General features: G+C 45.4%; 25 protein-coding genes. 17 read left to right on the top strand and 8 right to left on the bottom strand.

Annotation, left to right across the window (positions count from 1 at the left end; translation table 11 throughout):
* Window positions 1-32: 32 nt before the first annotated feature.
* A complete protein-coding gene (locus Q4Q52_RS17385; protein WP_006087408.1) occupies window positions 33-542 on the bottom strand; it encodes a diguanylate cyclase domain-containing protein in 510 nt (169 codons plus the stop codon).
* Window positions 543-621: 79 nt separating this feature from the next.
* Between Q4Q52_RS17385 and Q4Q52_RS17380 the strand changes: the two genes are divergently transcribed.
* The 5 genes from Q4Q52_RS17380 (at window position 622) to Q4Q52_RS17360 (ending at window position 4,245) form a co-directional block, all read left to right on the top strand.
* The gene (locus Q4Q52_RS17380) at window positions 622-2,451 is read left to right on the top strand and encodes a DUF885 domain-containing protein (RefSeq protein ID WP_311900199.1); all 1,830 of its coding nucleotides are present in this window, start codon (window positions 622-624) and stop codon (window positions 2,449-2,451) included.
* Window positions 2,452-2,622: 171 nt separating this feature from the next.
* Entirely contained in the window at window positions 2,623-2,901 is a 279-nt protein-coding gene (locus Q4Q52_RS17375; RefSeq protein ID WP_006081163.1) for a peptidylprolyl isomerase, read from the top strand.
* 84 nt (window positions 2,902-2,985) lie between these two features.
* Window positions 2,986-3,522 carry a GNAT family protein gene (locus Q4Q52_RS17370; RefSeq protein ID WP_311900202.1) on the top strand — a complete coding sequence of 179 codons (537 nt, stop codon included), beginning with the start codon at window positions 2,986-2,988 and terminating at the stop codon, window positions 3,520-3,522.
* Between the two features lie 74 nt (window positions 3,523-3,596).
* On the top strand, window positions 3,597-3,827 hold the full coding sequence (locus Q4Q52_RS17365) for an RNA-binding S4 domain-containing protein (protein WP_006081165.1): 231 nt from the start codon (window positions 3,597-3,599) through the stop codon (window positions 3,825-3,827).
* 22 nt (window positions 3,828-3,849) lie between these two features.
* Window positions 3,850-4,245, top strand: a complete 396-nt coding sequence (locus tag Q4Q52_RS17360; protein ID WP_011846490.1) for a ribonuclease E inhibitor RraB — start codon at window positions 3,850-3,852, stop codon at window positions 4,243-4,245.
* A 166-nt stretch (window positions 4,246-4,411) separates the two neighbouring features.
* Here Q4Q52_RS17360 and Q4Q52_RS17355 read toward each other — a convergent pair whose 3' ends face one another.
* The gene (locus Q4Q52_RS17355) at window positions 4,412-5,299 is read right to left on the bottom strand and encodes a LysR family transcriptional regulator (RefSeq protein ID WP_311991198.1); all 888 of its coding nucleotides are present in this window, start codon (window positions 5,297-5,299) and stop codon (window positions 4,412-4,414) included.
* Window positions 5,300-5,456: 157 nt separating this feature from the next.
* On the opposite strand from Q4Q52_RS17355, the gene Q4Q52_RS17350 reads away from it, so the two are divergent.
* The 4 genes from Q4Q52_RS17350 (at window position 5,457) to Q4Q52_RS17335 (ending at window position 12,393) form a co-directional block, all read left to right on the top strand.
* Window positions 5,457-6,227 (top strand): TSUP family transporter, encoded by a 771-nt coding sequence (locus Q4Q52_RS17350; RefSeq protein ID WP_106650169.1) that lies wholly within the window; start codon window positions 5,457-5,459, stop codon window positions 6,225-6,227.
* Between the two features lie 400 nt (window positions 6,228-6,627).
* Entirely contained in the window at window positions 6,628-7,773 is a 1,146-nt protein-coding gene (locus Q4Q52_RS17345) for an exonuclease SbcCD subunit D (RefSeq protein WP_311991197.1), read from the top strand.
* Entirely contained in the window at window positions 7,770-10,826 is a 3,057-nt protein-coding gene (locus tag Q4Q52_RS17340) for an SMC family ATPase (RefSeq protein ID WP_311991196.1), read from the top strand. Before Q4Q52_RS17345 ends, Q4Q52_RS17340 begins: the two co-directional genes overlap by 4 nt.
* Window positions 10,827-11,091: 265 nt before the next feature.
* The gene (locus Q4Q52_RS17335) at window positions 11,092-12,393 is read left to right on the top strand and encodes a peptidoglycan DD-metalloendopeptidase family protein (protein ID WP_106650172.1); all 1,302 of its coding nucleotides are present in this window, start codon (window positions 11,092-11,094) and stop codon (window positions 12,391-12,393) included.
* Between the two features lie 373 nt (window positions 12,394-12,766).
* On the opposite strand, the gene Q4Q52_RS17330 is transcribed toward Q4Q52_RS17335, so the two are convergent.
* The 4 genes from Q4Q52_RS17330 to Q4Q52_RS17315 form a co-directional block, all read right to left on the bottom strand.
* Window positions 12,767-13,222, bottom strand: a complete 456-nt coding sequence (locus Q4Q52_RS17330) for a hypothetical protein (RefSeq protein WP_311991195.1) — start codon at window positions 13,220-13,222, stop codon at window positions 12,767-12,769.
* Between the two features lie 90 nt (window positions 13,223-13,312).
* Complete coding sequence (locus Q4Q52_RS17325) at window positions 13,313-13,837, bottom strand: M48 family metallopeptidase (protein ID WP_311991194.1); 525 nt, start codon at window positions 13,835-13,837, stop codon at window positions 13,313-13,315.
* A 44-nt stretch (window positions 13,838-13,881) separates the two neighbouring features.
* A complete protein-coding gene (locus Q4Q52_RS17320) occupies window positions 13,882-14,319 on the bottom strand; it encodes a DUF3010 family protein (protein ID WP_006081174.1) in 438 nt (145 codons plus the stop codon).
* A 201-nt stretch (window positions 14,320-14,520) separates the two neighbouring features.
* Entirely contained in the window at window positions 14,521-15,876 is a 1,356-nt protein-coding gene (locus Q4Q52_RS17315) for a DEAD/DEAH box helicase (RefSeq protein ID WP_311900211.1), read from the bottom strand.
* Window positions 15,877-16,125: 249 nt separating this feature from the next.
* Between Q4Q52_RS17315 and rssA the strand changes: the two genes are divergently transcribed.
* A complete protein-coding gene (gene rssA, locus Q4Q52_RS17310) occupies window positions 16,126-17,073 on the top strand; it encodes a patatin-like phospholipase RssA (protein WP_107947074.1) in 948 nt (315 codons plus the stop codon).
* Between the two features lie 130 nt (window positions 17,074-17,203).
* Here the strand turns inward: rssA and Q4Q52_RS17305 are convergent, their stop codons facing one another.
* On the bottom strand, window positions 17,204-18,217 hold the full coding sequence (locus Q4Q52_RS17305) for an NADP-dependent oxidoreductase (protein WP_311991193.1): 1,014 nt from the start codon (window positions 18,215-18,217) through the stop codon (window positions 17,204-17,206).
* 147 nt (window positions 18,218-18,364) lie between these two features.
* On the opposite strand from Q4Q52_RS17305, the gene Q4Q52_RS17300 reads away from it, so the two are divergent.
* From Q4Q52_RS17300 to Q4Q52_RS17270, 7 genes are all read left to right on the top strand, one after another.
* Window positions 18,365-18,883 (top strand): MarR family transcriptional regulator, encoded by a 519-nt coding sequence (locus tag Q4Q52_RS17300; RefSeq protein WP_311991192.1) that lies wholly within the window; start codon window positions 18,365-18,367, stop codon window positions 18,881-18,883.
* A gap of 120 nt (window positions 18,884-19,003) precedes the next feature.
* Window positions 19,004-19,693, top strand: a complete 690-nt coding sequence (locus tag Q4Q52_RS17295) for a hypothetical protein (protein ID WP_006081179.1) — start codon at window positions 19,004-19,006, stop codon at window positions 19,691-19,693.
* 259 nt (window positions 19,694-19,952) lie between these two features.
* Entirely contained in the window at window positions 19,953-22,070 is a 2,118-nt protein-coding gene (nrdD, locus tag Q4Q52_RS17290) for an anaerobic ribonucleoside-triphosphate reductase (protein WP_311991191.1), read from the top strand.
* A gap of 119 nt (window positions 22,071-22,189) precedes the next feature.
* Entirely contained in the window at window positions 22,190-22,651 is a 462-nt protein-coding gene (nrdG, locus tag Q4Q52_RS17285; protein WP_311991215.1) for an anaerobic ribonucleoside-triphosphate reductase-activating protein, read from the top strand.
* 114 nt (window positions 22,652-22,765) lie between these two features.
* A complete protein-coding gene (locus Q4Q52_RS17280; RefSeq protein ID WP_006081182.1) occupies window positions 22,766-23,122 on the top strand; it encodes a YibL family ribosome-associated protein in 357 nt (118 codons plus the stop codon).
* A 272-nt stretch (window positions 23,123-23,394) separates the two neighbouring features.
* Window positions 23,395-24,009, top strand: a complete 615-nt coding sequence (gene ribA, locus Q4Q52_RS17275; RefSeq protein WP_006087423.1) for a GTP cyclohydrolase II — start codon at window positions 23,395-23,397, stop codon at window positions 24,007-24,009.
* Between the two features lie 57 nt (window positions 24,010-24,066).
* The gene (locus Q4Q52_RS17270) at window positions 24,067-25,044 is read left to right on the top strand and encodes a hypothetical protein (protein WP_311991190.1); all 978 of its coding nucleotides are present in this window, start codon (window positions 24,067-24,069) and stop codon (window positions 25,042-25,044) included.
* 61 nt (window positions 25,045-25,105) lie between these two features.
* Here the strand turns inward: Q4Q52_RS17270 and Q4Q52_RS17265 are convergent, their stop codons facing one another.
* Window positions 25,106-25,567, bottom strand: a complete 462-nt coding sequence (locus Q4Q52_RS17265; RefSeq protein WP_311891465.1) for a FlxA-like family protein — start codon at window positions 25,565-25,567, stop codon at window positions 25,106-25,108.
* Window positions 25,568-25,724 lie beyond the last annotated feature (157 nt).

Here is a 25,724-nt window from a genome sequence, read left to right as displayed (position 1 = left end):
CTTTTTATTTGATGTAATTTAATGTCAAAAATTTACTGTAAGCGGATTAAAGCTTGAGATTGATCATGATTTTTTTCAAGATCTTGTGAGAGTTGGCTGACATTACTGAAGAGCGATTCGATTTTGTTTTCTTGCGTTGGCAAGCAAATGCAGGCGGCCAGTTTATAATCGATTGTCAGTTTATGATTTTTACCAAAATTTTGATTGAAATCAGAAATTTGTTGTTCTATTCGTTTTAACACCACCTCAGCTCCCTCCTCATCTATGTTGAATAAACCCAGTGCGAAGTGATTATGATCAAGTCTAGCTATCATATCTGTTGCTCTTAATAGTGCTTCTTGCACTTGTTTGGTAAAGAATTCGAGTAAATGGGGTTGTTTGACGGTTTCATGAATGTGAGGGCACAGATACAATAGTGCCAAGCTTTGGTGTTCTCTTATATGACGATGCCATTCTCGGTTGAATACTTCCATGAAATAGGTTTGGTTATAGACTCCAGTTTCTGGATCCCTGAAACCTGAGTTGCGGAACGAGTAGATCATAGATTAACTCCGATAGCAGACCTTGAACTAAGTATAGAAACAGTTCTGCAATAGCGGGCCAAAAAGGAGAAATAATAAAATGAAATTGGGTTTATTGGCAGGATCGATAGCGTTAATCTTTGCCCTTCAAGGTTGTTCTAAGCCTGAAGCCACGGCAGTTCAAGAAAACAGTCAATCAAATGCCGTTGCTGAGCAGGGCGAAACACAAACAGCAGAGCAGCGCTATTTATCGCTAGTGGATGCTTATTTTAAAGATTACCTAAAGCTTGAGCCTATTTACGCTACTTTTGTTGGTGTTAATGACTATAACGCTGATTTCGGCGGTGATTTAACTGAGGATTACCTCAAGGCTCGCCATGATCTTAACACTCACTATTTAGCCCAGGTGCGCGCGATAGATCCAAAACAACTGCCCGCGGATCTACAGTTAAGTTATGACCTGTTTGTCTATGACCGAGATATGGCGTTAGTTGACGAAACTTTCCCTTCACGTTTTATGCCGATAAGCCAGTTCTATAGCACTGTCATTACTATGGTGCAGCTTGGGAGTGGCGAAAGTGCGCAACCTTTTAATACTGTCGATGATTATCGTAATTGGGAACAGAGGGTTGATGGTTTTATCAAGTGGGTAACGCTTGCTGAAAATCGGATGAATCAAGGCATTGAAAGTAAAGTGGTGCTACCGCGGGTGTTAGTAGAGCGCATTATTCCCCAGTTAGACGCTATGCTAACGACTGATGCGACTCAGAGTATTTTTTACTCACCCATTCAACATTTCCCCGAGAGTTTTTCTGAGCAAGATAAAGCGGAATTGACAGCTCGTTACCAAGCCATGATAGCCGAGCGTATCGTGCCAGCGTTAACGAACTTGCGTGATTACTTTAAGCAAACCTACTTACCTAAGTCGCGGGCGACTGACGGCTGGTCTGGTTTGCCTAACGGCAAAGCTTGGTATCAGCATCTGGCGAACTCACATACGACCACCACTATGTCTGTGGATGAAATTCATCAAATTGGCTTAAGTGAAGTGGCGCGAATTTTATCTGAGATGGATAAGGTACGTGAGCAAGTCGGTTTTAAGGGCGATTTAAAGGCATTTTTCGCCTCTTTATCATCCGAACCTCAGTATTTCTACAGCGACCGTCAAGGTTTGATTGATGGTTATATGGTGTTGAAAGATAAAATCAATCAAGTGCTCCCTAACTACTTTAATGTGATGCCTAAAGCTGATTACGTGGTTAAGCCAGTTGAAAGTTTCAGAGAGCAATCTGCAGCGGGTGCTTCTTACGAGTCGCCAGCGGTGGATGGCAGTCGTCCAGGCGTGTTCTATATCAACACTTATAATCTTAAGGCGCAGCCAAAGTGGGGCATGACGACCTTATCTTTACATGAGGCTGCTCCTGGGCATCATTTCCAAATTGCGATCAAGCAAGAGTTAACTGGTGTGCCTGAGTTCCAGCGTTTTAGTGGTTATACGGCATTCGAGGAAGGTTGGGCACTTTATGCTGAGTACTTAGGTATTGAGATGGGCTTGTTTACTGATCCTTATCAGTATTTTGGCAAGCTTTCCGATGAAATGCTGCGTGCGATGCGCCTAGTGGTGGATACTGGTCTTCATTCAAAAGGCTGGAGTCGTGAACAAGCGATTCAGTACATGAAAGATAACTCGCCGATGGCTGAAAGTGACATAGTCGCTGAAGTGGAGCGCTATATGGCAATCCCTGGTCAAGCTTTGTCTTACAAAGTCGGCCAGCTGAAGATCCTGGCACTGCGCGCCCGCGCTGAAAAAGCCTTGGGCGATAAATTTGATTTAAAAGCGTTCCACGATCAAATCCTCACCTCAGGTTCATTACCTATGGCGGTTATGGAAAATAAAATTGACCGTTGGATAGCGTCTAAACAGGCTTAGCCCGTAATTTGCCGTTATTTGACTTTGATGTGAATGACGGCATTTTAAGACTTTTTTATTCAACAGAAAGTTTTTATACTGTTGATTCAAAACCTGTTAAAACGGATGTTTTAATGGGAATATCAATGATATTTGGGGCAAATGTCTCATGATCCTCACAGGAGTTTTACTATGGTCCAGGCAACAGCAAGACATTTGTTAGTTAGCAGCGAAGAGCAATGCCAAGCGCTGAAACAGCAAATATTGGAAGGCGCGGATTTTGCTCAAATTGCTCGCGCGCACTCTTCTTGCCCATCAGGTGCCCAAGGCGGCGAATTGGGGTCATTCGGTCCTGGTATGATGGTGAGAGAGTTTGATGAAGTTGTCTTCAGCGCGCCATTAAACGAAGTGCAAGGTCCAGTTAAAACGCAATTTGGTTTTCATTTACTAGAAGTGACCAGCCGCGCGTAAGTTTTACGGCTTATTTGATACAGCTTGTTTGATACGGCAGCGTTTGCTGCCGTTTTTGTTTTATCTGCTCATCACGGAGTCACTATGCTGGAACTCTACACCGATAGATTGAAACTCAGGAGCTTACAAGATAGCGACTGGGAACATTTTTATGCGTTGCACAGCGATCCTGAGATTAATCGCTATGTGCGAGTGCCAGAGTCGCAAGAGGTGATCCGCAGTAAGTTTCAGCAGCGCTCCGATACTTGGTTTTACGGTTCAGGCGATTGGCTCACCTTAGTGATTGAGACCGTCGATACAGGGCAATTTGTCGGATTAACAGGCCTTTATTGTCAAAGCCTTGATGAGCAGCGTGCAGAAGTGGGTTACTTACTGGCCGCAGAGGGCCACGGCAAAGGTTATGCGACTGAGAGCTTAATGGCGGTTATTGATTGGGCCTGCTTAAGTTTTAATGTGCATAAATTTGTTGGTCATTGCGCCAAAGATAATCATGCATCGGCGCGGGTTCTTGAAAAGTGTGGCTTCAGGTTTGAAGGCTTACTCAGGCAGCAATTCAAAGTCGGTGATAACTGGCTCGATGAATCGGTCTTCGGCTTACTTGCCGATGAAAGACGTCTCTAGCCAAATTATCTTCAGCGGATTTTATGCGGTGCTGGTATAATGCCGCAGGTTTATTTTTAGAAGGCGTGTATTAAGTGGCGCAAATTAATCAATTGGCTTTGCATTCTGGCGAAGATTTCATTGAATTGTACAAAGTATTAAAAGTGCAGGGCATGAGCAATGCCGGCGGCGAAGCCAAACATTTTATCGAGGAAGGTCAAGTCACAGTGAACGGTGAAGTTGAAACTCGTAAGCGTAAAAAAATTATTGCGGGCGATATCGTCAGCTTTAATGGTGAATCAGTTCAAATCATTGCGGCAGAATAAGCCTGAAACAGTGGAGCAAGATATGCAATTTCCAGATGATGACAATGGTAAAATGCTGGCCGCAATGGCTGAAGCAGGAATCGATTTAACAAAAGAGTTAGATGTTGATTTCTTTTTGGTTTTTGATGACCAACGTGATGCTGAAACGGCGTTAGAAGAACTCACAAATTCTGACTTGCAAGGCGAGCTTGAGCTGAATCTGAATGATGAGCTGGGCAAGTGGGAAATCATTGTTTGCCTCAATATGGTACCTGATTACGACACTTTGGTTGAGCAAGAAGTCATGTTGAATGATTTTGCCGCTGAATTCGGTGGCATGACCGACGGTTGGGGCGTAATGCAACACCAAGACGGTGATGACGAGTTTATGGAAGATGATGACCATGAGCATGTCCACGGTGCTCATTGCAATCACTGATGCTGATTTGCTTTGACCTTTGAGTCTAAAAAACCACCTTCTTGGTGGTTTTTTATTGCCGTTTTTTTGCGCCCATTTGTTGCACTTGTTTTCAGTACTCAATAGTCTTATTTTGCTCACATAGCGTTATTGCACTTTGCTGGAATGGTGACATTCCAAATGTTGTTTAGTGGCGATAAGGGGCAAACACTTCTAACAACCAGTCGATAAAAGCTTGGGCTTTTAACGGCAGGCTAGGGGATTTGGGTGTGAGCAGGTAATAGCGATAGGGGCTGGTAAAAGGGGCGTCAAAGGGAATGACTAAACTGCCGTTTGCCAATTGCTCTTCGATAAAAAATCGCGGAATAAGCGCTGCCCCCATGCCACTCGCGGCGGCTTGGCTCAGCATGTAGAAATGCTCGACGCCAAAGGTTTGTGCTTGAGTGAGTGTTAGGCCCACTTTTTCTGCCCAATATTCCCACAGTTCGGGTCTTGTCGTGTGTTTCAGTAAGGTGACGTGATTGATATCTTTGATATTTTGCAGTTTTGGCGCTAACGAAGGCGCGCAAACCAAACACAAATCCTCATCCATCAGTTTGATATAATTCGCGCCCTTAGGAATAGCTGTGCAGCTGCGAATCGCAATATCATAACGGCCTTGGCTAAAGTCCACGGCAAAGTCACCAATCGACAAATCGACATAAAGGTGCGGATGGCGTGACTTAAACTGCTCCATTCTCGGGATGAGCCAATTAATGGTTAAGCTTGGCAGCACATTGATGGCTAAGGTTTGTGGCTTAGAAGGCTGGCGGCGTAGGTCACTCGTTGCACTTGACAGGGTTTGCAGCGCGGCTTGGACATGGGGCAAATAGCGCTTGGCTTCATCGGTTAAACTGACTTTTTTATGTAAGCGCACAAAAAGCGCAAAACCCAAATAATCCTCTAATACTCGGATTTGTTTACTGACCGCACCATGGGTGACATGCAACTCCTTGCTTGCCAGTGTCATACTTTGCAAGCGCGCGGCGGCTTCAAAAGCGCGGAGGGAATTGAGTGGCGGCAGTTCGGTCAACATTTTATCTCCTATAACTGGGCAAATCCGAACCGGATTATAGATTTTGCGTGAGTTTAGCTCACGCAGTGGCGACAATAACTCCTTTGCGTTTATTTGGCAAACGCAGTCTAATGCTCAGCAATTACTCCATTTTTTATCTGAAGAATAATAAATCATTATGGAATTTGAACTGACTCTACAGATCGCAGCGATACTTTTTGCCGTCGCTATGGTGGCTGGTTTTATCGACTCTATCGCCGGTGGTGGTGGCTTGTTGACGATCCCTGCACTCATGTGGGCAGGCTTGCCGCCTGCGGTTGCCTTAGGCACAAATAAGCTACAGGCCTGTGGTGGTAGTTTTTTTGCGAGCTTGTATTTCGTCCGCAAAGGGTTAGTGGATCTTAAATCCGTTAAATTAGCCTTGTTTTGTGCGTTTATTGGCGCGGCGTTAGGCACGATTCTCGTTCAACTCGTCGATACTAAAGTGCTGGAATTAATGTTGCCATTCTTGATTTTGGCAATTGGTTGTTACTTCTTATTTTCGAAAAAGATTTCTGAAGACGATAAGCATCAAGTGCTGACACCTACCGCATTTGCTTTTACTGCTGCTTTAGGCGTGGGATTGTACGATGGTTTTTTTGGTCCTGGTACGGGAAGCTTTTTTGCGCTGGCATTTGTATCGTTGGCGGGGTTTGGTCTGGCGAAGGCGACTGCCCATGCAAAACTACTTAATTTCTCAACCAATATAGCTTCGCTGATTTTCTTCGCCTTGGGTGGTAAAGTGATTTGGTTATTGGGGTTAGTCATGCTGGCTGGGCAAGCGATTGGTGCGACTTTGGGGTCACGTTTGGTTGTGACTAAAGGCACTAAGATCATCAAGCCGCTAGTGGTCACTATGTCCCTTGCTATGAGCTTTAAACTCCTAGCAACGCAATATCACTTGTTCTAATAGATTGTTTATTATTAATAAATTTAGCCTTAAGCGGTGAATAAGTTAATCTTGGCGCGTAAGCTTAAGTTAATTGATATTATCTGAGTGATGCCCTCCTTGGCTTAAAAGTGAAGCTGAGGTGGAAATCGCTCAGAATATCCTCTAAAGATGATCTAAATATCCCTCCTACTTTGCAATAGGTGTACTCTTTCAAGGTTTTTGAATAGTATAACTTGTCAATTTTAATGCACTTTTTAGGCTTCTCACTTTTCTCTGTGCATGTAAACGCGATGTTTTTATTTAATACGATTTAACCCGATTTACATGCGTGCAGTGTTTATCTCGTGTGCCTTCTTTTTGCATTGATGTGCTGGTACATACTCGGGTTTAGCGCTACCACTTCTTTAAAAGAGCGATTATGAAATTTATCCATACCTCGGACTGGCACATAGGTCGTCAGTTACACAATCAGTCATTACTGGATGATCAAGCCTTTGTGCTCGAGCAAATTATTGCCTTAGCAGCTGAGCATAGGGTGGACGCTGTGATTGTGGCGGGGGATATTTATGACAGATCGATTCCGCCAGCAAACGCGGTTGCGCTGTTAGATGATGTACTCAACCGTTTAGTACAAGATTTAGGCCTGCAAGTGATTATGATTGCTGGTAATCACGATGGTCACGAGCGCTTAGGGTTTGCGGCAAAACAAATGGCGGCAAGTGGCTTATATATTGTGGGGCCCTTGAGTGCTGACATTCAGCCTATTACTTTGTCGAGCACAAGTGGTGATGTGGTTTTTTATCCCTTGCCTTACGCTGAACCAGCAACAGTGCGGCAAGTGTTTGAGTGTGAGGTATCGAGCCACGAAATGGCCATGGATGTATTGCTTGAAAAAGTGCGCCAGCACGATAGCCAAGGCTTACCCAAAGTGGTGATAAGCCATTGCTTTTTGGATGGTGGCAGTGAGTCAGAATCAGAGCGGCCGCTCAGTATTGGTGGCGCCGATAAAATATCGCCAAAGCTCTTTACTGAGTTTGATTATGTTGCCCTTGGGCATTTGCACGGACCGCAATACAAAGGCGCCGAGCATGTGCGTTACTCAGGCTCGATTTTGAAGTATTCCTTTAGTGAACAATATCAACACAAGTCGGTGACCTTAGTTGAACTAGGCGCGCAAACGCCGATTGATATCCGTTTATTGCCGTTAACCTCGCTGCGTGATGTTCGCATCTTAGAAGGGGAGTTAGACACCTTACTCGCCCAAGGTAAAACGGATATCAAGCGTGAAGATTACCTTATGGTCAGGCTTCTCGATAAACATGCCATTTTAGACGCTATGGGCAAACTCAGGGCGGTCTACCCGAATGTGCTGCATTTAGAGCGTACAGGCTTGATGGCGGGGCAGCCGCAAGTCGCCTTGAGCCGGGACCATATCAAAAAAGGTGAGATGGACATGTTCTGTGACTTTTTCTCTCAAGTGTCTGGTGAATCCTTAACGCAAGCACAGCAAGCCGTGATGGATGAACTCCTGACTAAGCTACACAATGAGGAGCGTCAAGCATGAGACCCCTTAGCCTTTCCATGTCAGCCTTTGGCCCTTTTGCATCGACTCAAACTCTTGATTTTACAGCCCTTGGAACTAATCCGTTATTTCTCATCAACGGCCCTACTGGTGCGGGTAAGACGACCTTGCTCGATGGCATTTGTTTTGCGCTTTATGGAAAAACCACAGGTAATGAGCGTGAAGGCAGCCAAATGCGCTGCGATATGGCCGACGATAGTCTACTAACAGAAGTCACTTTCAGTTTTCAGCTCGGTAGTAACAGCTATCGTATTCGCCGGGTGCCTGAGCAAGACAGAGTTAAGAAAAGCGGTGACGGCTCGACAGTGCAAAAGCCTGAAGCACAGCTCTATAAAATTGACGCCGATGGCAATGAAAGCTTGTTAGTCGCTAGCAAAGTGTCCGAGGCCACCGCTGAGATTGAAGCCTTAACTGGGCTCGATGTGGAGCAGTTTCGCCAAGTGATGGTACTGCCTCAGGGTAAGTTTCGCGAATTACTAATGGCGGATTCTAAAGCGCGCGAACTGATATTTAGTCAGTTATTTCAAACGTATATTTATCGCCGGATTGAAGATACCTTAAAAAATAAGGCTGCCGATATCAGCGCCTTAGTGAAAGATCAACGTAGCCGTCGCGATGGTATTTTGCAAAGTGCTGGCCTAGCATCCGATGACGAGCTTAGCAGCGAATTAGCTAAGCTCACGTCTGAACTTGTGCTCGCTCAAAGTGCCAAGGAACAGGCATTACAACAGCAACAATTAGTGATTAAAGCCAGTGATGCCGCCCAGCATCTACTGGCCGAATTTGCACAATTGGATACCTTAACTCAAACGGCAGCCGCGCTTGAGGCACAGCAAGAAAGTATCGCTGCACAAACCCAAAAGCTGGACTTAGCCAAACAAGCGCAGCGTTTAGCGCCTATGGTTGAGGTGTTTTTAGCCCGTGAGCAGGAAGCAAAAGCCGCCAGTCTCGCCTTTAACAATGCGCAAACGGCACTGAATCAGGCCAAGCAAGCCTTTGATGATGCCGAGCTCAAAGCACAAGATTTGCCTGTGTTGGAAGCGTCGCTACTGGAACTGGAACAAACCAAACAACAACTGAATGCGCTTGGGCCACAACTTAGGGAACTGGATAGACTCAATAAAACCCTAGAGCAAGAGCAAGCGCAGTTAGTTAGGGCTAAAGCACAGCTTCAGAACAGTAAAAATGAGTTAACCGCAGTCATTCAAAAACGGCGTGAATTGGAATTGGCTTTGTCACCATTGCAGGCCAACAGCGACACTCGCCTCTCATTGCTACAGGCGCACCAGCAGCAACAGCAGTTATTGTCGACTTATCAGCAATGGCAACAAGTGGCGGCAAGGGTATCGTCGACACAGGCAAAACTTGCCAATGCAAAAGCGCACGGACAACAGCTCAATGCCCAGCATCAGCAAGCACAATTTGCACATAAAGCCTTATTAATGACTTGGCACCAAGGACAGGCAGCCATTTTAGCGCGGCAATTACAGCAAGATGAACCTTGCCCCGTCTGTGGCAGCCAAACTCATCCGCAGCCAGCACAGAGCCAAGAGCCGCTCCCAAGCGATGAAGCGCTGCAATTGGCCCAAGACGCTGAAACAACGGCCCAAGAAGTCCTGAGCAAAGCCAGAGCGGAATATCGCGGATTACAGACTCAATTAGAAACCTTGCAGCAACAAGCGCAAGAACTCGCGGCCCAATTGGGCACTGCGGTTGATATGTCGTTAGATGAACATACGCATACCTTGTCGCAATACGCTTTCGCACTCAGACAAGCTGAGCAAGCTCATCAAGATTTACAGCTGTTACAGCAAGAAATTGTCTTGTTGCACGCGCAGGAAACGCATCTGCAACAAAAGCTGGAGCAAGGACAAACACACGATAGTGCGCTGCAATCTAAAGTGGATTTATTGCAGGGGCAGTTAGCACACATGCAACAAAGCGTCCCACCTGCGCTTGCAACGCTTGAGGCATTAACTGCTGCTATCACGCAAAACCAGCAACAGATAAACCAGATCAAACAACAGATTGCTGAGGTGAGGGCGCTTCAGCAACAAACGGGGCAAACCTTTGTTGCAGCTAAAGCAGCATTGAATGGTGCCGAAAATACCGCTGAGGCGGCATTAGCCCAGCAAACGCGTGCCCAGCAGCAACTCAATCAGCAATTAGTCGCAGCGGGATTTACCGACCAACTAGCCTTATTTGCGGCCATGCTGGATGAAGATCAACTGCATGTATTAGCCAGCGAGATTGAGGCTTACCAGCAGCGCAGCGCTTTGACTAAGGCCCAGAGTGAACAGTTAGCGCTTAAGCTTAAGGATAAAGTACCGCCCGATAGCATTAAGCTCGCTGCCGAGCTTGAGTCTGCGCAGCAAGCATTATACGCAGCAGAGCAGGCATGGCAGTTACTTCACACTCGAACAGTACTACTGACACAAACCCAAACCCAGCTCAGTATTGCAGATACGAAAGCTAAGGCGTTAGATGATGAATATGCGGTTATCGGCACGCTTGCCGATGTGGCGAATGGGAAAACCGGCAATAAGATCAGTTTGCAGCGTTTTGTATTAAGCGTACTGCTCGACGATGTGTTACTCGAAGCGAGCCATAGGCTGCATCTGATGAGTAAGGGACGTTATCGCTTGCTGCGTAAGGAAGATAGAGCAAAGGGCAACAAGGCGTCTGGGCTCGAGTTAGAAGTGGAAGATGCCTACACCTCAAAAGTGCGCCCTGTGGCAACCTTAAGCGGCGGCGAAAGTTTTATGGCGGCCTTGTCCATGGCGTTAGGGTTATCCGATGTGGTGCAAGCTTATGCGGGAGGGATAAAACTCGACACCTTATTTATCGATGAAGGCTTTGGCAGTTTAGACCAGGATTCATTGGAATTGGCGATTCGAACCTTGATGGATCTGCAGTCTTCTGGTCGCATGATAGGGGTGATCTCGCACGTTTCTGAGATGAAAGAGCAGATAAATACGCGCATCGACATCAATAAAACCTCACATGGGAGCGAAATGACGATAGTTTTGCCTTAGTCGCTCGTTCTCCCTGTGTACGATAAATAACATTCTGTTTTATATATGTTATTTATTGTGACACCTGCGTGTTTAACATTAGGATAATGTCCACAAAGTCAGTTGAAAATGCCAACTGACGCATGTTTCTTGTTAATAGTCAGGTAAAAGTACGAAATAGCATTTGTCATAATGGGATTTTTGGGATAAGTTGGAAAAAATTCGGGCTTCCCTCATAGGGACTGGTTCAAAAATAAAACGCAAAGTTAACGAAAGGTGAAAAGCGTTGCAGACAGGCAAACCCAACTTTATCAACTTATCGCAAACCCGTTTGCAGAACTTATCATCGACCCAAAAAAACATTCTATTAATGGGTGGTTTGTTGATTGGCGCTGCTATGCTAATGCCGAATAATGGTCATGTTGTGCCTACTGCTCAGCGTATCCCAGTTGTCCTCGATATTGAAAATATTCTCCCTCAAGTTTCTGAACCTGAAGTTCAAGACCAAGCGACCCTTATTAATAACGCGCCTCAGTTTGAGCGAATTATTGTTTCTGGTGATACCTTAAGTGGGTTATTTTCGAAAGCGGGTGTTGATCAGCAGACCATGTATAAGGTGTTAGAAGCTGATTTAAATATTTTGGCACTCGATACCTTATTGCCCGGTAACAGAATGCAATTTTGGCTCGATAACGAAGGCCAATTACAGAAATTAGAACTTTATTTTAACGCCGCTCGCCAAGTGGTGTTTACGCGTTATGAAGATGGCAGTTTTAATGTTGAAGAAGTCAACGTTGAAGGTGTTTGGCAAAATCGTATTATATCTGGCGATATTAAAGGTTCATTTTACGTCTCTGCACAAAAAATGGGTTTAGCTGCGGCAGACATTCAGCGGATTGAAGATTTACTCAAAGAAAAATTGAATTTCGCGCGTGATTTACGTGTTGGCGATAAATTCTCTGTTTTGGTAAATGATCAATATGTTGAAGGTGAAGCGACGGGCAGTAGCCAAATTTTAGGCGTGAGTATTAAAACTGGTCGTTCTGAAATTAGTGCATTTCAATATACAGACGGCAGTTATTACGATGCCAAGGGCCAGAGTTTAGTTCGTGCGTTCCAGCGTTATCCATTAGCTAAACAACCGCGCATGAGTTCCCGTTTTAACCCTTATCGTAAGCATCCAATTACTGGCCGTATTTCACCCCATAACGGAACCGACTTTTCAGTGCCTATCGGCACTAAAGTGATTGCTCCAGGTGATGGTGTTGTTAGTTTAGTGACTGATCACCAGTTCGCTGGTAAGTATATTGTGATTGACCACGGCGGTAAGTATCGTACCCGTTATCTGCATTTATCTAAGTCGCTTGTGCGTAAAGGTCAACGAGTAACACGAGGCCAAGTTATTGCTTTATCAGGAAATACTGGTCGCTCAACGGGCCCACACTTACATTATGAATTCCATATCAATGGTAAACCTGTTGACCCGTTGAAAGCGGATATTCCTATGTCTAGCAAGTTAGCGAATCAAGATTTACGCACATTTACCAATATGGTGAAGAGTCGTGAAGCTATGATGAACCTTGGCTAATAGAACTATGTCTTGCCATGTTTGAATAAACAATAGTACTGGCTTTTCTTGAAGAGTTTACCAATGCCGATGAAATGCAAATTTCATCGGCATTTTTGTTTCCATCATTCTTCTTGTTGTAGATATTTTTCTGCTATCACAAGTATTCTTACAAGTTGTAAGGAAGCTTTAAATTTATTCGATTCGCAGTAATAGCGATATACACAGAAGGGGATAAATAGAGCGGATGTGGTGAGCTTCAGTTAGGGTCTGATAGCGAGTTATTCTTTTGACTGTTAAGAGACTCAATTTGGCAGCTGATGACCTTTAAAGTAACTAGCACGCTTTATTAGGGACTGAACAGAACTAAATACCTAGCGTTAAATAGCGTCTATCAGCTTGCTTGGCGTCTTTGCATCACTTTTAATGCACACTTACACAGTTTACCTTTTAGAGCGGGACAGCCACCGCAGGGAGACTTTTTAAAAGGACGTAATGCAAAGCTGTGTTCTGTGGGTAAAGGAGTGAGCCGAGTAATCATAGTCGATGAAAATGTCGCATCGTTAGCGGCAATAAACTTAGCCTTTGCCCGTTTTAACTGTTTCTTGAGTGCGGATTTATCGCTATGGGCAAATTCTTGCTGTGAAATGTGCTTCGTGAGTAATTTGGTGAGGTGTTTGCGCTGAGCTTTTTTATTCGTCAAAGATTTATCAGTCAGGGTGTTCAGATGAGATAAGGATGGAATCGCTTTTCCTGAACTTGAAACAGATCTTGCCTGTGTTTTGAGTAACTTTTTAGCTTGTTTTTTACACCACTTGCTCAAAAGTTTATCGATATTCTGTTTCGTCATTGTCGTTAATGAATTCTGCAGCGTGAGATACTTCAATATTCTAAATGAAAACTATTATCAGTCAAGTTGTGGGTAAAAAATATACTAAGGTCAGGTGTCGGCTTTATCTGCGCAATAAGGGGATATGTTGGCGTCGATACAGGTCAATAATAAGCGTAAATCAAATTCAAACTGGTGATAATCCGGCTCCATATGAGTACACAAATTATAGAAAGCCTTGTTGTGATCTTTTTCTTTTAAATGGGCTAATTCGTGTACAACGACCATACGCAATAAGGGTTCCGGTACACGCTTCAAACGTGAAGAGATGCGAATTTCGTTCTTAGCTTTGATTTTATTGCCTTGAATTCGCGCGACGTAGGAATGTAAGCCAAGTGCATGATGACTAATGTTAATTTTGTCATCGAAGATCACTTTCGAGAGTGGTGACGACTGGCGTAAAAATTGGTTTTTAATCGCTTGGGTGTAGTCGTACAGCGCTTTATCGCTGCGAACGCTATGTATGACAGGATGACGTTTCAACAGTAGCTTAGGTAATGTGCCAGCATCGAGATGTTGCTGTACCTGCTGTTGAATATCTGGGCTGTAACCGTTTAAGTATTTTAATGGATTCATAGGGAATTTGGCTCCGAATGACTTCGGAGCCGTCATCGCATTACTTAAACTTTGCCGAAAATACGGCGATTTTGCTGGGCGTAAGCGGCTTCGAAAGCTAACTGCTGCACTTTTTTAAGATCTAAACTATCGAAATCAACCTGCGGTGGATTGCGCTTGTTTTGCTCTTTGATAGTGACAGGAGACAGTAAGCTGACAGGTAATTCACCTAATTGAATCGCTGCTTCAAGTTTAAAACTTGTGGCTGAGCCCGCCAATTTACCTTTTTGTTCACGTTCAATGATGACAACTTCATCAACGCGATAATCTTGCATAAGCTTATGAAAAGCGAAGTGAAACTCACGAATAGCTTCTGTGGTAGCAGATTGGGAAACGGTGAAAGACACCTTACGGCATTCTGGCACATTGAAGGTTTCACCTTCATAGCTCAATAAACTGATAATGGCTTCGCCACCTTTTAATTCAACACCACAAACTCTCATGTTACACCTTCAAAATATCGATAATAGCGCTATTGTAGCTGGAAATGACGTGAGGATCAGTGTTTACCCTGCGCTTTGATTCGCTTGGCGACAGACTGATGTGCTTAGTGCGTCAATTCCCAGTATTCGATCAGCCAATGTGTTGTGTATCAGAAATAAAATCTGATGTTAAATCCACCGGCATGTATGCTTTAATTTGTTCTAAACTTCTTCTGTATCATTGTCTTGCAGTAAATTCGCCGCAGCAGGCTTTTTACGCATTGGTGCATCGCCAATGTCCACGCCCGTGATAAAACGCTTATCCCGTGAAGGCGCCGGTGTGGCTGCTTTAGTTCTTTTGCTCTTACCTTTAGCAAGCTCGGCTTTAGCAACACGTTTTGCTGGTGTCTGTTTGGCTTTGCTTTTTAGACCACTAAATTTAGCTTCTAGACCTGGAATCGTACTGATCTCAAAGGTCTTTCTAAGGAACACTTGGACTTTCTTAAAGTTATCCCAATCTTTAGGCCCGACGAGCGATATCGCATCACCTTTCGCACCAGCACGGCCAGTACGACCGATACGATGCACGTATTCCTCGGCAAATTTAGGCATGTCGAAGTTAACAACTAAGGACACATTGAGCAAATCCAGACCACGAGAGGCGACATCGGTCGTCACTAGGACTTGTTGTTGGCCACGGGCAAATTGGTCCATGATTTGGTTGCGTGCGGCTTGCTTTAAATCACCGCTGAGTGCTGCGGTTGCAAAACCTTGCGCAGTTAATTTAGCGGCTAAGCGCTCTGTATCTGGGCGTGTCGCGGTAAAGATGATCACTTGCTTATGGGTTTCATCTTTGAGCAAACGGGCTAATAACGCTTCTTTATGGTCTAAGTGGTCACATAAGAAGATGCGTTGGTGAATGTCGTTATGCTCAGAGTGAGCCGCGCCAATCGCCACGTGCGCTGGATTTTTTAACAGCGTTGCCGCGATATCATTGATTTCGTCATGATCTAATGTGGCAGAAAACATCAGCGTTTGACGACGTTTATGATCGGCAGCATCGTTGATGGCTTTTAACTGCGGGGCAAAGCCTAAATCTAACATGCGGTCGGCTTCATCGAGCACGAGTAATTCTAAGCCATTTAGGAATAGATGTTTTTGCTCTAGATGATCGGCGATACGGCCTGGCGTCGCGACAATAAAATGCGGTTCTTTCGCTAGGGCTTTCGCTTGGTCGTTAAAGTTTTCACCGCCCAGAACGCTGATGGCCTTGTATTGGGTGTTGGCGACCAGCAGGCGAAGTTGACTATACACTTGGTGTGCTAGTTCGCGGGTCGGTAATAAAATCAATACTCTAGGATCGCGTTTTGACAGTGAGCGGGTAGAAATGACTCTTTGCAATGCGGGTAACAAAAACGCTAAGGTTTTACCTGAGCCAGTTTTTGATGACGCCATTAAATCTTTACCTGCCAATGCGATAGGCAGTGCTTGTTCCTGGATGGCGGTGGGTTCTGTGATCCCCATATGTTTTATGCTTTGAAGCAGACGCTGGTCCAGAGAAAAATCGGTAAATTGCAAAGGTATATCCCCTAAATCTTAGTAAGGGCAGATTATAGCCTTAATCGCCCTAACTCAGCTATCCACATCGATGATTATCTCTGCTTCACGCATGGATTTATCGCGAAAGTGTGTCATTTACACTTAGTTGCCGGCATTTGTTTACATCGATGTTACAAGTACTTAATTGCCTTGGCTTCACCAATTGACAGTGGATATGAAAGGATTTTACGTTATCGTGTAGTGGATTGAGTAACAGGAGAATGATTTATGGCTAACGGAACAACCCCTTCGGTTGGTATTGCCTTGGGCAGTGGCGCTGCGAAAGGTTGGGCGCACATTGGCGTGTTGAATGGTCTTGCCGCCATGGGGATCAAACCCGATAAAGTTGCGGGATGTTCGGTGGGCGCTTTAGTGGGCGCCGCGTACGCCCATGACCATTTACCTGAATTAGAAGAATGGGTTCGGAGTTTCTCGAGCTGGGACGTGCTTGGCTTGATGGACATTCGATGGCGTAAAGGCGGTCTTATCGGCGGTGATAAAGTATTTGATGTGCTGCAAGCTCGAATAGGGGATGTGAATATTGAGAACCTCAATCGTCCCTTTGCGGCGGTTGCGACCGACTTGTACTCCGGGCAGGAGATTTGGTTTACTGAAGGGGATTTACGTCAAGCGGTGCGCGCTTCTTGCTCTATGCCGGGGATTTTGGCGCCCGTGAGACAAGGTGACCGCTGGCTTGTCGATGGTGCTGTGGTGAATCCAGTGCCTGTTTCTGTCAGCCGTGCCATGGGCGTTGATGTGGTGATAGCCGTGGATTTATATGGTTATCATTCTGGTCGCATCCAAGTATTGCCGGTGAGCATGACGAGCCAAAAAAACGTTGAAGCTGAAATGGATATGCCTGCGCGACAAGAAACTGGATTTATGGATTTGTTTGCCCGTGGCCGAGATTATGTCAGCAATCTGACCGATAAGTTTTCACTTGGCACTAAATCGAATCCTGGCATGATTGCTGTAATGTCGCAATCAATGGGCATTTTAGAGCAAAGACATAAACGGGCGCGCTTGATGGGCGATCCGCCAGATATTTGTATTGTGCCTGAGGTCGGCAATATCGGCACTATGGAGTTTCACCGTGCCGATGAGGCGATTGCCGCTGGCGAGGCTGCCGTTGAAAAGGTGGCCCACTTGATTGAAGCTGCGATGTGGAAGGGCTAATCCGTTAAAAGATAAACAGTTGACTATCAAATAGAAACAGTCGGTACAACTCGCGTTATACCGACTTTTTTGCTATCTAAAACTGAGTCTTGTTATTTAAACAGAGCGTTTATGTCACTTTGATGGCGAGTTATGCCAATTTTACCAACATTTTACCGCGATTCTTACCTTCAAACAGACCGATAAAGGCATCAGGTGCTTGTTTAAGCCCTTGATAAATGGTTTGTTCAGCTTTGACTTTACCTTCAGCTAACCATTGAGCCATTTTCACTGCAAACTCAGGATAATGCGCCCAATGTTCGGATACGATAAAACCTTCTAACTTAAGTTTACGCATCACTATCAGGGCCAAGTTGTCTGGACCGGGTGTTGACGCTGTGTCGTTGTACTGCGAAATCATACCGCAAACGGCGATACGTCCATGATCTTTCATATTGCTCAGCGCTGCGGCTAAATGCTCACCACCGACGTTTTCAAAGTACACATCAATCCCTTCTGGCGCGGCTTTTGTGAGCGCTTGGGTGAGATTACCACAGGTTTTGTAATTGATGATGGCATCAACACCATAGCTTCGCAGCAATTCCGCTTTTTCATCTGAACCCACAGAGGCGATTACGCGAGCACCCATCAGTTTACCAATCTGGCAAGCAACACTGCCGACGGCGCCTGATGCGGCAGAAACAAACAGGGTTTCACCTGCTTTTAAATCTGCGATGCGAGTCAGTCCCGTCCACGCTGTCATGCCCGGCATACCCAGCACGCCGAGGAAATGTGAACTGTCTAATTCGGTTTGCGGCAGAGCGGTCAGTCCAGCCGTGTCGGTGACAGCGTGCTCGCGCCAACCTAACATACTGCTGACTTTAGTGCCTACTGGGAAATCACTGTTTTTAGACGCGATAACTTCACCAATCGCGCCGCCTTCTAAGACTTGATTCAAGGCGAAGGGCGGAACATAACTCTTACGATCTACCATGCGGCCGCGCATATAAGGGTCGACCGACATCCACAGGTTTTTTATCAACACTTGGCCATCGGCGAGCGGTGATAAGGATTTATTTACTAAAGCAAAGTTCTCTGCCGTAGGCATGCCTTCAGGGCGACTGGCTAAATGGATTTCTCGGGTTTCAGTAATAGTGCTATTCATAAAAAATTAACCTTTTGTTTGTGCGCAAACTAACTGCGTCAACTTTACGTGGCTTCATGACACAATGCAAATACTTTGCGCGCAAACTAGATGCGATGGGGCGGATCGGATAAGATAGCGCTATGTTTGAATGACAGGCGCTTGAACGTGCAAAATTGTTTATCTCACCCAGAGCTCGAATTTACAGAGCAGAGTCAAAACCCAGACCCACATAACACAGAGGCACAGAACCTCGAGCCAAGTGATGCACTGTGTTTATCTGACAATGTGTGCTTCGCGCTATATTCCGCCAGCAATGCCTTAGTGCGCGCTTATCGGCCTTTACTCGAGGCATACGAGTTAACTTTCCCTCAATATCTGGTGATGCAAACCCTTTGGCGTCAAAATGGCTGTAGTCAAACCCAGCTATCGGCGGCGACTAAGCTCGATATGGGGACGCTAACGCCTATCGTTAAGCGCTTAGAGGTAAAAGGCTTGATCACGCGTTTGGCCTGCGTTGAAGATGAGCGGAAAAAATTGATCACTCTGACGACTCAGGGAGAGGCGATTAAGCATGAAGCCCTAGCCTTAAAGCAAACTTTACTGAATAAAGTGCAGATGGATGCCGAGGCACTCGATTTGTTGAGGCGGCAATGTCTTGCCCTTATTGAAGATTTACAGTCCTAGAGATAAAGCTACTGGTGCTGTTCGCTACCCGAAAATTCAGGCTCTGCATAGATTAATACTTGATTGGCTTAGTTTTTGCTTTAAAACTTTCATTGAGTCTTAGACGCCGAATTTTTGACGATGAATTCTATTTTAAACGCCTTCAATCTTAATCGCAGCAATACCAGCATCGCCGATGCCTATGGTGCCAATAGCCAAAAGACGAGTACGGCTAAAACCGATGCGACCACTGAGACCAAGAAAACTCAGACGGATGCCGCTAAACCCGACGCGGGTAAAGCCGATGAGATAGCGCTGTCGCCACGGGCGCAACGTGCACAGAAAATTCAGTCGATGGCGAAGGATTTTTTTGCCGATGGCAAATTTGGTGTCGCCGATATTCCCGCATTAGTGTCACGTTTACAAAAAGACGGCATTTTATCTGACGTGCAACTCGACCGTTTATCAAAAAACGGTATTACAGTTCCGAGCACAACCACGCCGAGTAAGCAGTCGCTGCAAGATTTCTTAGATGATGAGCTCAAATCATTAGCCAAAAAATCACCGAACAACCCCCTGATCAATACTTTGGTCGATGCGAAAAACGTTTTGACCAATATGGATGATGCTCAGTCGCCGGTGCTCGCTCAAAAAGCCACCAAAGTCCTTGGCCAATTAACGGATTATTTAAATTCCGAGCCACCGCTAACGGATGCTCAAAAACAGCAATGGCAGGGGCTTAAATCTATGATGCAACTCGCTTCGTCTATGGGCTCGCATCAGTCGGCATCGGGCCAACTCAGTAGTTATCTTGCACTCGCTAAGCGTTAATCTTGAGTTATGGAGCTTGATCATCACTGATTTCAGGCATCAACTAGCTGGGTTTAATCAGCAGGTCAAGGCGCAATTTTCAGATAATTGGGCCTAGCTGCAGTTCTGGTTTGTTCTTTTATTTCATCCTAAAAACTATGATCTGGATCATGGACGCCTCACCGTCGTTGTAGCCTAATGCTCTACATATTGTGTTTTATGTTTTTAAAATCACTAGATGTAGTGTTAATTTTTAGGCGAGATGGAGAGGAACTGAACAATGCCAGTCGTAATTAAGCGGGATGGTTGCCGCACACCTTTTGATGAAACAAGGATACGGGATGCAGTGAATGCCGCTGCAAACTCAGTTGGAATAGAGGATGGCGACTATGCAGCGACAGTGGCAGCGTGTATCAGTCAAAGCGTTGCGACCTTAACCGACGTTGATATCCATCATCTACAGGATGCGGTTGAGAATTTACTGATGGAAGGGCCGTATAAGTCCTTGGCGCGGGTTTATATCGAATACCGTCACGACCGAGATGTGTGCCGTGAAGCGACCAGTAAATTAAACCTCGAAATCCGTGGTTTAGTCGAGCAAAGCAATGCGGCGTTACTCAATGAAAATGCCAATAAAGATTCGAAAGTTATCCCAACTCAGCGGGATTTGCTCGCGGGCATAGTCGCCAAACATTATGCCAAGAGTCATATCTTGCCAAAGGACGTGGTTGCTGCCCATGAAGCGGGGGAGATCCACTACCACGACTTAGATTACTCGCCTTTTTTCCCGATGTTTAACTGCATGCTGATTGATTTGGCTGGTATGTTGACCCATGGCTTTAAAATGGGCAATGCCGAAATCGAAACCCCTAAGTCTATCTCAACGGCGACAGCCGTCACCGCGCAGATCATTGCCCAAGTGGCGAGCCATATTTATGGCGGCACGACCATCAATCGCATCGACGAAGTGTTAGCGCCATTTGTCGCTAAGAGCTACGACAAGCACTACCAAATCGCCCTGAATTGGCAGATCACCGACGCCAAAGCCTTTGCCACGGCGCAAACTGAAAAAGAATGTCACGATGCATTTCAGTCTTTGGAATATGAGGTTAATACCTTGCATACCGCCAATGGCCAAACACCGTTCGTTACCTTTGGCTTTGGGTTAGGCACATCATGGGAATCCCGCTTAATTCAGCAATCTATGCTGAAAGTACGGATGGCGGGATTAGGTAAAAATCGTAAGACGGCAGTTTTTCCTAAGTTAGTGTTTGCGATTCGTGATGGCATTAATCACAAAGCTGGCGATTGCAATTACGATGTCAAACAGATGGCACTCAAATGCGCAACTATGCGCATGTATCCCGACATTCTCAATTACGAGCAAGTCGAGAAAGTCACAGGTTCATTTAAAACCCCAATGGGTTGCCGCAGCTTTTTAGGCACCTATGAGGAAAATGGCGAGCTCGTGCATGAAGGACGTAATAATCTTGGGGTCGTTAGTTTAAATCTGCCGCGGATTGCCTTGGAAGCTAAGGGTGATGAAGCGGAATTTTATCATCTTTTAGATGACAGATTAGTCTTAGCCCGTAAAGCGTTAGATACTCGCATTGAGCGACTCAATGGCGTTAAAGCCCGTGTGGCACCAATCCTCTATATGGAAGGGGCCTGTGGTGTGCGTTTGCGCGCTGATGATGATGTTTCTCAAATCTTTAAAAATGGCCGGGCGTCAATTTCACTCGGTTACATTGGCCTGCATGAAACCATGAATGCACTCTATGGCACCCAAACCCATGTATTTGACGATGCACAATTGAGGGACAAAGCCGTCGCTATTGTTGCCTATCTTAAAGCCGCCACAGATGCGTGGAAGGCTGAAACAGGTTATGGCTTTAGTCTGTATAGCACGCCAAGCGAGAGCCTTTGCAGCCGTTTTTGTAAACTGGATGCGAAGCAATTTGGCCTAGTCACAGGCGTGACAGACAAGGGCTATTACACTAATAGTTTCCACCTTGATGTGGAAAAAAGTGTAAATCCTTACGATAAAATTGATTTTGAACAGCCATATCCTGCTATCGCGAACGGCGGCTTTATTTGTTATGGCGAATATCCCAACATGCAGCATAACCTCGAAGCGCTGGAAAACGTGTGGGATTATAGTTATAGCCGCGTGCCTTACTATGGCACTAACACGCCAATTGATGAATGCTACGACTGTGGCTTTACTGGCGAATTTAGCTGTACCAGTAAAGGGTTCACTTGCCCTAAGTGCGGCAACCATGAGCCAAGTCGGGTGTCAGTGACGCGCCGAGTGTGCGGTTACTTAGGCAGCCCAGATGCGCGACCCTTTAATTATGGTAAACAGGAAGAAGTAAAACGTAGGATCAAACACTTGTAACACTATTATTTTATTCTGCTTGTTAGACTTATTCCGTGGCATCACGTGGCATCAAATCAAATAGTGCCATGGGATAAGTCCCAATGTTAAAAGATGAAATGCACTATGAAGTACTATCAATGAATTACCATCAATATTTCCCTATCGATGTGGTCAATGGCCCTGGTACCCGTGCGACCTTGTTTGTCTCTGGCTGCGAGCACCAGTGCCGTGGTTGTTACAATCAAAGTACTTGGGATCCCCGTTCTGGGCATGTGTTTGATAGGACGATGGAAGATAGGATGATTGCCGATCTCAATGACAAGCGAATTCTACGCCGTGGTTTATCGCTCTCGGGGGGCGATCCTTTATTGCCTGTCAATCTCGGTGCCATTTTGGCGCTCGTCAAACGAGTCAAGAGCGAGTGTGCAGGTAAAGATATTTGGCTGTGGACGGGTTATGTGCTTGATGAGTTGAGTGATGAACAGCGCGCCGTGTTGGCCTATATTGATGTACTGGTGGATGGCAAATTTGAACAAAGTCTTGCCGATCCAAGTCTCGTATTTCGCGGTAGCAGCAATCAGATCATTCGTTTGTTATAAAAGCGGTAACGAGGATCTGTAACTTGCTGCTATAATCTCAGGCCTTGACACAGACGCTAGCATAATCAGGCTAAGATTTTACTGTGGCTAACTTAGGTAATTTAAGGTAACAGAATGAATTTAAAGCAAGAACTGCAGCAGCTCAACGATAAATTAGATAAATTTCGTCGTAAACTTGCTGCGGCTGAACAAAGAGGCGATGACGTCATTATTGCCCAGTTCAAGCGCGAAATCGCTGCAGTCACTAAGCAAATTGGCAGTGTGAAAGGCCAACAAACCCGCTTATTGAATAAGCAAGGTTCAGATATCAAAGGTTTGTCTTTCCATCGCGCTTTGACTAAAGATGAACAAGCGGACATGGGCAAACTGAAAAAGTCTGTCAAAGGTCTTGTGGTGATCCACCCTATGACGGCTATCGGCCGTGAAATGGGGCTAAAGGAAGTCACTGGATACGCGCCCGCAAAATTTTAATGTGGGTTAGGCTGTCACTGACACGAGATCGAGTGTCGATCACGTGTTTGTGCGCCTAGTACTTTATGCACTGCTTCGTTTTAATCCATTCCTTCGTGCTGCCCATCGAAAAGACATTCATGTTTGGTTTAGTTGATTAAAACACTAAAGTATTTCTGGATTGTTCAAAAACACTTTAGAATAGTGCGCTTAGTTGGCTAAGTGCCTAATCCTCGTTTGTTTCTAGGGATCTTATTCGTCTCATGGAATGAGAGTTGTCGTTAAGGTTAAGTATGTCGATAAAATATGTCGCGACGTCAAAGTTACCCACTCCTTGGGGCGTGTTTGCCATGCATGGTTTTGAAGATACAGAATCAGGCAAAGAGCATGTTGCGCTCACATTCGGTACGCTCAGTGCGGATGAACCTGTGTTGGGTCGAATTCATTCCGAGTGTTTAACTGGCGATGCGTTATTTAGCTTGCGTTGTGACTGTGGTTTTCAGTTACAAGCGGCGATGCAAAATATTGCAGAAACGGGCAGTGGCTTTATCCTCTATTTGCGCCAAGAAGGCCGTGGCATTGGTTTGTTGAATAAAATTCGCGCCTACGAGCTGCAAGATAAAGGTGCCAACACAGTTGAAGCTAACGAGCAACTGGGCTTCGAAGCCGATATGCGTAAATACGACATGATCAAACCTATGCTGGAACAGATAGGCGTGAAGCATGTGCGTTTGATGACCAATAACCCTCGTAAAGTGAAAGCGATGAAGGAGTTTGGCATCGAAGTGGTTGAGCGCGTACCGCTGCAAGTTGGTAAGAATCGTTACAACGAAGCCTACTTAAAAACCAAATCCACTGAGCTTGGACACATGATGTCTGAATATCATTTTATGGATGAAAATAAGTAGCTTTGTATTTATGATGGGTCGACCGATTGAGTCAGAAATGAGTAAGGTTTAAGTCAATTGAGCCATTTTTTCAGTCGGTTGCCATTATGTTTGTCGTCAACTTGCTTAGTATTTCTGAGCATAGTTCCTGCCGTTTTCGCCAATAGTGCATCCTCCGCCAATACGTTTACACCTGCGACACTTACATCTGCGTCTCAAGTGAATGATGCTGGCGTGACTGTCGATCCTGTTTCTATCAGTCACGCGCCTAGCAGTAATGCCAATGGCAGCAATCCGATAGAGTCGAGCAGTAATCCCAATTCTGTTTATGCCTTTGGCAGTTATCTCGGCACTGGGGTTTACCGCGCCGCCAACCAAAATGCGACCGTGGTCAGTATTCCGTTAAGTTTTGATTTAAAGAAAGATAGCGGAAGCCAGACTTGGTTACGTTTACCTATCTCCTTCGGCTTTTTTGATTATTTAGCCAAAGATATCACCGAAGGCGAGTTACCGTCGTCGATAGGTACTATGACCATTACCCCAGGTTTTGAGCACCACTGGCAGGCGAGCGAAAACACTCGAATGGAAGGGTATTTAGATATCGGTTTTGGTACTAACTTCGATAAAAACGATAACGTTGCCATTATCGCCTCTGGGATCAGTAGCTTGTATGATTTTACCCTAGCTGGGCAAGATGCGGTGTGGGTGTCGAGATTACGCTTTGCCGGGTACAGTGAGCACTATGGCAAGTTTGCCGATCAATTTGCGGTGTTACAAACTGGCGTTGATTTAGGATTAGCGCCGCGTTGGCAATGGTGGGATCTGCAGGTGCAACCAAGGATCTTTGCTGTGGGTTATTGGTATTTCAATGAGCTCAGATTTATCAGCGAGATAGAGCAAGATACCATAGTTTCAGGCAGTTATGAGGCTGGTTTTTCCCTCGCGTTTTCTAAGCCCCTTGGGGGCGAATTGCTGGGTGTTGATCGTATTGGATTCAGCTACCGGCGTGGCGATGGCTTGAATATTTGGCGTTTGATGTTCAGTTTTCCTATCTAAGTGGGGCCAACCAGACTGCATGAGCATAGCTGAACCCAGTTAAGAATATTCACCGCTTAATTTAAGCCGATGCCTTTTGGGCTTCACGCATCTTTTTCTCAGTTAATGTCGCTATCTGACTACTCAACTGCATGATTTGCTCTTGGATCATTTTACGTTGCTGATCAGCGGCCTCTGAGTCATCATTTTCAAGCTTGGCCAACATCTCTTGAAGTGCCTTTATTTGTTCTTTTATTTTTTGGATTTGCTGATCAATTAACGTCATAGGCTCTTCTGATGAGGCATTTTCGACTTCATTCTTTTTGGCTAAGGCTTTGTCTCTTAAGGTTGCGCCCACATCTGCGGATAAAGCCGCGCGGCCCGCATTAGAAATGGAGACTGTCTCTTGGGTATCTTGTGAGTCAGTGGACTCACTATTCGCCGTAGATGTTTTTGTTGCGGCTGGTGTCGCTGCGATATATGCGCTTGATACGGCGGTGAAACCTGAGCCAGTTGCGTTACTGTTTATTCCATTAATGTTCATTTAACACTCCATTCATGCAAATTTGGATCATGCTCCACTTCTATCGGCCATCAATTTGAAAACTGAAGTCACTTTTTGTCGCTCAGCCAAAAAGAGTGCTTGCTCATGGCTCACAGCCTCTTAGTAAACGCTATTAGCCACAATTAAATTAAAGGTG

The sequence above is a fragment of the Shewanella sp. SP1S2-4 genome, from assembly GCF_031932075.1.
Lineage (GTDB): Bacteria > Pseudomonadota > Gammaproteobacteria > Enterobacterales > Shewanellaceae > Shewanella > Shewanella baltica.
The sequence above is the reverse complement of the archived record's forward strand: the minus strand, read 5'-3'. Positions and strand labels throughout refer to the sequence as shown.

Coding starts and splice junctions, on each gene's coding strand:
- Q4Q52_RS17385 (WP_006087408.1), bottom strand. CDS start 542: ATGATCTACTCGTTCCGCAACTCAGGTTTCAGGGATCCAGAAACTGGA.
- Q4Q52_RS17380 (WP_311900199.1), top strand. CDS start 622: ATGAAATTGGGTTTATTGGCAGGATCGATAGCGTTAATCTTTGCCCTT.
- Q4Q52_RS17375 (WP_006081163.1), top strand. CDS start 2,623: ATGGTCCAGGCAACAGCAAGACATTTGTTAGTTAGCAGCGAAGAGCAA.
- Q4Q52_RS17370 (WP_311900202.1), top strand. CDS start 2,986: ATGCTGGAACTCTACACCGATAGATTGAAACTCAGGAGCTTACAAGAT.
- Q4Q52_RS17360 (WP_011846490.1), top strand. CDS start 3,850: ATGCAATTTCCAGATGATGACAATGGTAAAATGCTGGCCGCAATGGCT.
- Q4Q52_RS17355 (WP_311991198.1), bottom strand. CDS start 5,299: ATGTTGACCGAACTGCCGCCACTCAATTCCCTCCGCGCTTTTGAAGCC.
- Q4Q52_RS17350 (WP_106650169.1), top strand. CDS start 5,457: ATGGAATTTGAACTGACTCTACAGATCGCAGCGATACTTTTTGCCGTC.
- Q4Q52_RS17345 (WP_311991197.1), top strand. CDS start 6,628: ATGAAATTTATCCATACCTCGGACTGGCACATAGGTCGTCAGTTACAC.
- Q4Q52_RS17340 (WP_311991196.1), top strand. CDS start 7,770: ATGAGACCCCTTAGCCTTTCCATGTCAGCCTTTGGCCCTTTTGCATCG.
- Q4Q52_RS17330 (WP_311991195.1), bottom strand. CDS start 13,222: ATGACGAAACAGAATATCGATAAACTTTTGAGCAAGTGGTGTAAAAAA.
- Q4Q52_RS17325 (WP_311991194.1), bottom strand. CDS start 13,837: ATGAATCCATTAAAATACTTAAACGGTTACAGCCCAGATATTCAACAG.
- Q4Q52_RS17320 (WP_006081174.1), bottom strand. CDS start 14,319: ATGAGAGTTTGTGGTGTTGAATTAAAAGGTGGCGAAGCCATTATCAGT.
- rssA (WP_107947074.1), top strand. CDS start 16,126: ATGGCTAACGGAACAACCCCTTCGGTTGGTATTGCCTTGGGCAGTGGC.
- Q4Q52_RS17305 (WP_311991193.1), bottom strand. CDS start 18,217: ATGAATAGCACTATTACTGAAACCCGAGAAATCCATTTAGCCAGTCGC.
- Q4Q52_RS17295 (WP_006081179.1), top strand. CDS start 19,004: ATGAATTCTATTTTAAACGCCTTCAATCTTAATCGCAGCAATACCAGC.
- nrdD (WP_311991191.1), top strand. CDS start 19,953: ATGCCAGTCGTAATTAAGCGGGATGGTTGCCGCACACCTTTTGATGAA.
- nrdG (WP_311991215.1), top strand. CDS start 22,190: ATGAATTACCATCAATATTTCCCTATCGATGTGGTCAATGGCCCTGGT.
- Q4Q52_RS17280 (WP_006081182.1), top strand. CDS start 22,766: ATGAATTTAAAGCAAGAACTGCAGCAGCTCAACGATAAATTAGATAAA.
- ribA (WP_006087423.1), top strand. CDS start 23,395: ATGTCGATAAAATATGTCGCGACGTCAAAGTTACCCACTCCTTGGGGC.
- Q4Q52_RS17265 (WP_311891465.1), bottom strand. CDS start 25,567: ATGAACATTAATGGAATAAACAGTAACGCAACTGGCTCAGGTTTCACC.